The sequence below is a fragment of the Bilophila sp. genome (assembly GCF_057864385.1).
Genome location: NZ_DBMAFI010000006.1, coordinates 1 through 4,103, shown reverse-complemented (window position 1 = coordinate 4,103; position 4,103 = coordinate 1). Strand labels below are relative to the sequence as shown.

1 protein-coding gene is annotated in these 4,103 nt (G+C 51.8%); it reads right to left on the bottom strand.

Annotated elements, in window-relative coordinates; genetic code table 11:
- Window positions 1–1,071: 1,071 nt before the first annotated feature.
- The gene (htpG, locus tag ACZM8Y_RS02965; protein ID WP_482334806.1) at window positions 1,072–2,997 is read right to left on the bottom strand and encodes a molecular chaperone HtpG; all 1,926 of its coding nucleotides are present in this window, start codon (window positions 2,995–2,997) and stop codon (window positions 1,072–1,074) included.
- Between the last annotated feature and the right edge of the window lie 1,106 nt (window positions 2,998–4,103).

Sequence of the window (4,103 nt, the reverse complement as noted above, 5' to 3'; positions counted from 1 at the left end):
AAGGAAGAACCTTTCTGAAGAAAGGCTTCTCCCTCCCTTCCCCAACCCCCATCCCTCCCTCTCCCAAGACGTTCGGGTTTATCGAATCCCTGTTCCGTGAGCGTGCGGCTCATCGGGGTTGGGGGATTGCGGGGGCAAGGTGCGGTTCGCAGGGAAGCGCATCCCTCTCATTTTCTCAGCAAAGGCGACTTTCTTCAAGTTTTTTCAGGAAGGAATCCCAACAAAGGGCAAGTCTGCTTTTCAAGGGCGGTGAGTTGGGGAAGGAAGAACCTTTCTGAAGAAAGGCTTCTCCCTCCCTTCCCCAACCCCCATCCCTCCCTCTCCCAAGACGTTCGGGTTTATCGAATCCCTGTTCCGTGAGTGTGCGGCTCATCGGGGTTGGGGATTGCCGGGGGTAAGGTGCGGTTTGCAGGGAACGCATCCCTTTTATTTGAGGCGGTGTCACAGGAAATGGTTGATGCCTTATTTTTTTCAAAAATTCCAAGTGAATAATCAATAAAATGCCCAACCATAGAGTCCATCAACGGAAAAATGAGAAAAAGTCTCTATGGTTACCATACTGTGGAGATAAAATAACCACAGCATGGTGAAAATACAGCCTTTTTCTCCTGTTTTCCCCTTGAAGGAACCCATACCTAGGTTGTGTCGTTATTTGACATATAATTATTTGAAATTATTGAAATAACCTTTTTATGATTTGAAAAAAATATTTAATAATTTCAATATATTATATAATTAACGACACGGCCTAAGGCATTTTGTTGGTTATTCCTTTGGAACTTCAAGGAAAAAGGTATCGACCATTTTCTATGACACAGCCTATTTCTTTAGTAACGGCGTCTTTCTTTAAGCCTTTTCAGGAAAGCATCCTAATATGAAAAAGCCCCACCCTTTGGGGCGAGGCTTATTGGGGGGCAGCTTCAGTTCGGCCCTTTGTGTTGTACCGCGCCGGAACCTGCTGCCGCATAAAAAAGTCTTGGGAGGAGAAGGGGAGGGGGCTTGGGGGAGGGGAGGAGGAAGCCTTTCTTCAGAAAGGTCCCTCCTCCCCTCCCCCAAAAGAGAACCCACCGCCTACAATTTCTTCACATCGGCATACCACGCGCTGGCCTGCTCAAGGAGCTTGGTGGCGCGGCTGGCGAGGGCGTGCGGGTCTTTGATGTAGCCGTCGAGCAGCAGGGTGGAGTCGAAAAGGCTCTGGATCATTTCGGCAAGCCTCGGATCGCTGGGATCGGACTTGGAGATTTTCAGCATGGTGCGGAGCAGCGGATGATCGCGGTTGATTTCAAAAATCTTCTGCGGGATGGAGTCGTCCTTCTGCATGACGCGCATCAGGCGTTCCATTGAGGAGGTCACGCCGTCGTCCGGGGAAACGAGGCAGGCCGGGCTGTCCGCAAGCCGGTGGGATACGCGGGCGTCCTTGATCTGCTCACCGAGCACCTTGCGGATGGTTTCAAGCAGCTTGTCGAATTCGTTCATGTCCTCGTTGGACAGCGGCGCGGCCTTGGGCTGTTCGTCGGTGTCCGCGAAGGAGTCGAGCACGGCGCTGTCGGCGTGTTCCACGGCTTTGAAGGTGTAGTCTTTGTATTTCGCCAGCGTTTCCAGCGCGAACTCGTCAACGGGCTCATACAGGTAGAGCACTTCAAGCCCCTTGCGGCGGAACACTTCGCTGTGCGGGTTGACTTTGGCGGCTTCACGGCTCGGCGCGGCGACGTACCAGATTTCCTTCTGGCTTTCGCGGGCGCGGGAAATGTAGTCGTCCAGCGAGGTCAGGCCGTCAGCGTCTTCCATCGCGGAGGAGTTGAAGCGCAGCAGCGGGGTGATGCGGTCGCGGTTGACGAAATCACTGTAGCCGAGCTTGAAGACCTTGCCGTGCAGCTTCCAGAAACTGTTGTATTTTTCCGCGTCGTCCTTCGCCATCTTTTCGAGGTGGGACAGGATCTGTTTGCTGATGGTCTGCGAGATCTTGCGCAGGACGATGTTTTCCTGGAGCGTTTCGCGGGAAATGTTCAGGGGCAGATCCTCGGTGTCCACCACGCCTTTGAGGAAGGCGAGGTAGTCGGGGATGAGCTCCTTGTTTTCACGCTGGATGAGGACGCGGCGGGCGTAGAGATCCAGCCCCCAGTGCTCACGGTATGCGCCGAAGTAGTCCTTGGTGATGCCGGGAACGAACAGCAGGGCGTTGAACTGCACCGGAGCGTCCACGGACAGGTGCAGCACGTCGAGCGGATCTTTCTGGTCGTAGGTCAGGAACTTGTAAAATTCGTCGTACTGTTCCTTCTTGATGGAGAACTTGGGCTCGCGCCACAGGGCGGGCGTCGTGTTCACGCGTTCGCCGTCCACAAGGATGGGGAAGGGGATGAAGCTTGAATGTGTGCGGATGATCCCTTCGATGCGGTATTTCTCCAGAAATTCCTTGTCCGTTTCCTTGATGAAGGCCCGGATGGTGGTGCCGCGCTTGATGTCGGCCTGATCCGGGGCTTCCTCCACGGTAAAGGTGCCTGTCCCGTCGGAAGTCCAACGGTAGGCGGGGCCGTCGCCGGTGGCGGAGAGAGAGGTCACTTCAACCTTGTCCGCGACCATAAACACGGAGTAGAAGCCGATGCCGAAGCGCCCGATGATGTTGGAAGCATCGTTTGCCTTACCGTCTTCGGCGGTCTGGGTGTGCTCCTTGAGGAAGGCTTCCGAACCTGAGTGGGCGATGGTGCCGAGGTTTTCGATCATCTCGTCGCGGGTCATGCCGATGCCTGTATCGGTAATGGTCAGGCAATTCTGCACCTTGTCCGAAGAAATCCGGATTTCGAGCGGCAAGTCGGCATCACGGATGGCCTCATGCTGTGCCTGGCTCTGGAGGAAACGCAGCTTGTCCAGCGCGTCCGAGGCGTTGGAGATGAGCTCACGCAAAAAAATCTCCCGGTTGGAATACAGGGAGTGGGTGAGGATATTCAGAACCTTACGGGTTTCGGCACGAAATTCATGATTGGTGGTTTGTTCAGACATGGGAATCCTCCTGCGAAATCTTGGCCGGGACGCACCCGGCGATCCAACCCCAAAAAAATAAGTTTGCCAGCCGAATCGTCAAGAGGATGAGGCAGGTTCACGGTGCGCTTTGAAAAAAGGGGACATGAGGGAGGGAAAGCCTTTCTGAAAGGCCGTGTCCACAGCAATCAGTTGCTATCGCATTTCTTCAAATTCCAATTCCAAAGGATTTTTTTTGTTGAGATTTTGTTGATATATTTAAATATATTAAATGAGTAGTGGGTTCCATAATGCTTTCATTGGAAAAATCGTGGCTGGGGCCGTCTATTCATTTTTTGTTTGGAATTTCGAGAAGTGAATATCAACCGCTTATTGTGACAGCCATTCCAGATAAAGAACCAATGAAAAGCTTCAGGCATGGAGTTCGCCAAGAAAAAAGAGGCCGTGTCATAGAAAATGGTTGCTGCTTTTTTCCTTGAAGTTCCAAAGGAATAACCAACCAAATGCCTTAGCCAAGGATTCCGCCAATGGGAAAGCTGGCTAAAATGCCGTATTTTTACCGTGCTGTGGAGATGAAACAACCACATGCTAGGGCGTGTCGTGAGTTAGATATAATATATTGAAATTATTTAATTATATTTTAAGTTGTGGAAAAATATTTTTAATAATTTCAAATAATTATATGTAAAATGATGACACGGCTTATGACAGAGCCATTCATTTTAATATGTTACACTTTTACAGTTTAAGGCACTCTCGTTCCGGCACTGAACAGCGCAAATCCATTGTACTTATGCCTTCCAGCGACCGCCTGCTTCCCGCAGTCGGAAGAGCCTTTTCAACGTGAGTACGCTCTAGCCTACCGATTTTCATTGCCCGTTTGCCCGGAACTGATAGTTTCCCCGGCCTTCTTGGGTCCCCGATCACAAATACTCCCCGCCATCAAACGGCACAAAAAAAGCCGGACGACTCCGGCAAGGCTCTCGTTCCGTTTATCAGGCAAAGGAACATTCCCAGCAAAGAAAGGATACAGCCGTTCAACACGCCTCGCACCCCTTCCTTCCATACGATAGGAACTCCTTCCGCGCAGCCTCCCCACCAGTTGAAAGTCTTTGGAGGGAGAGGGG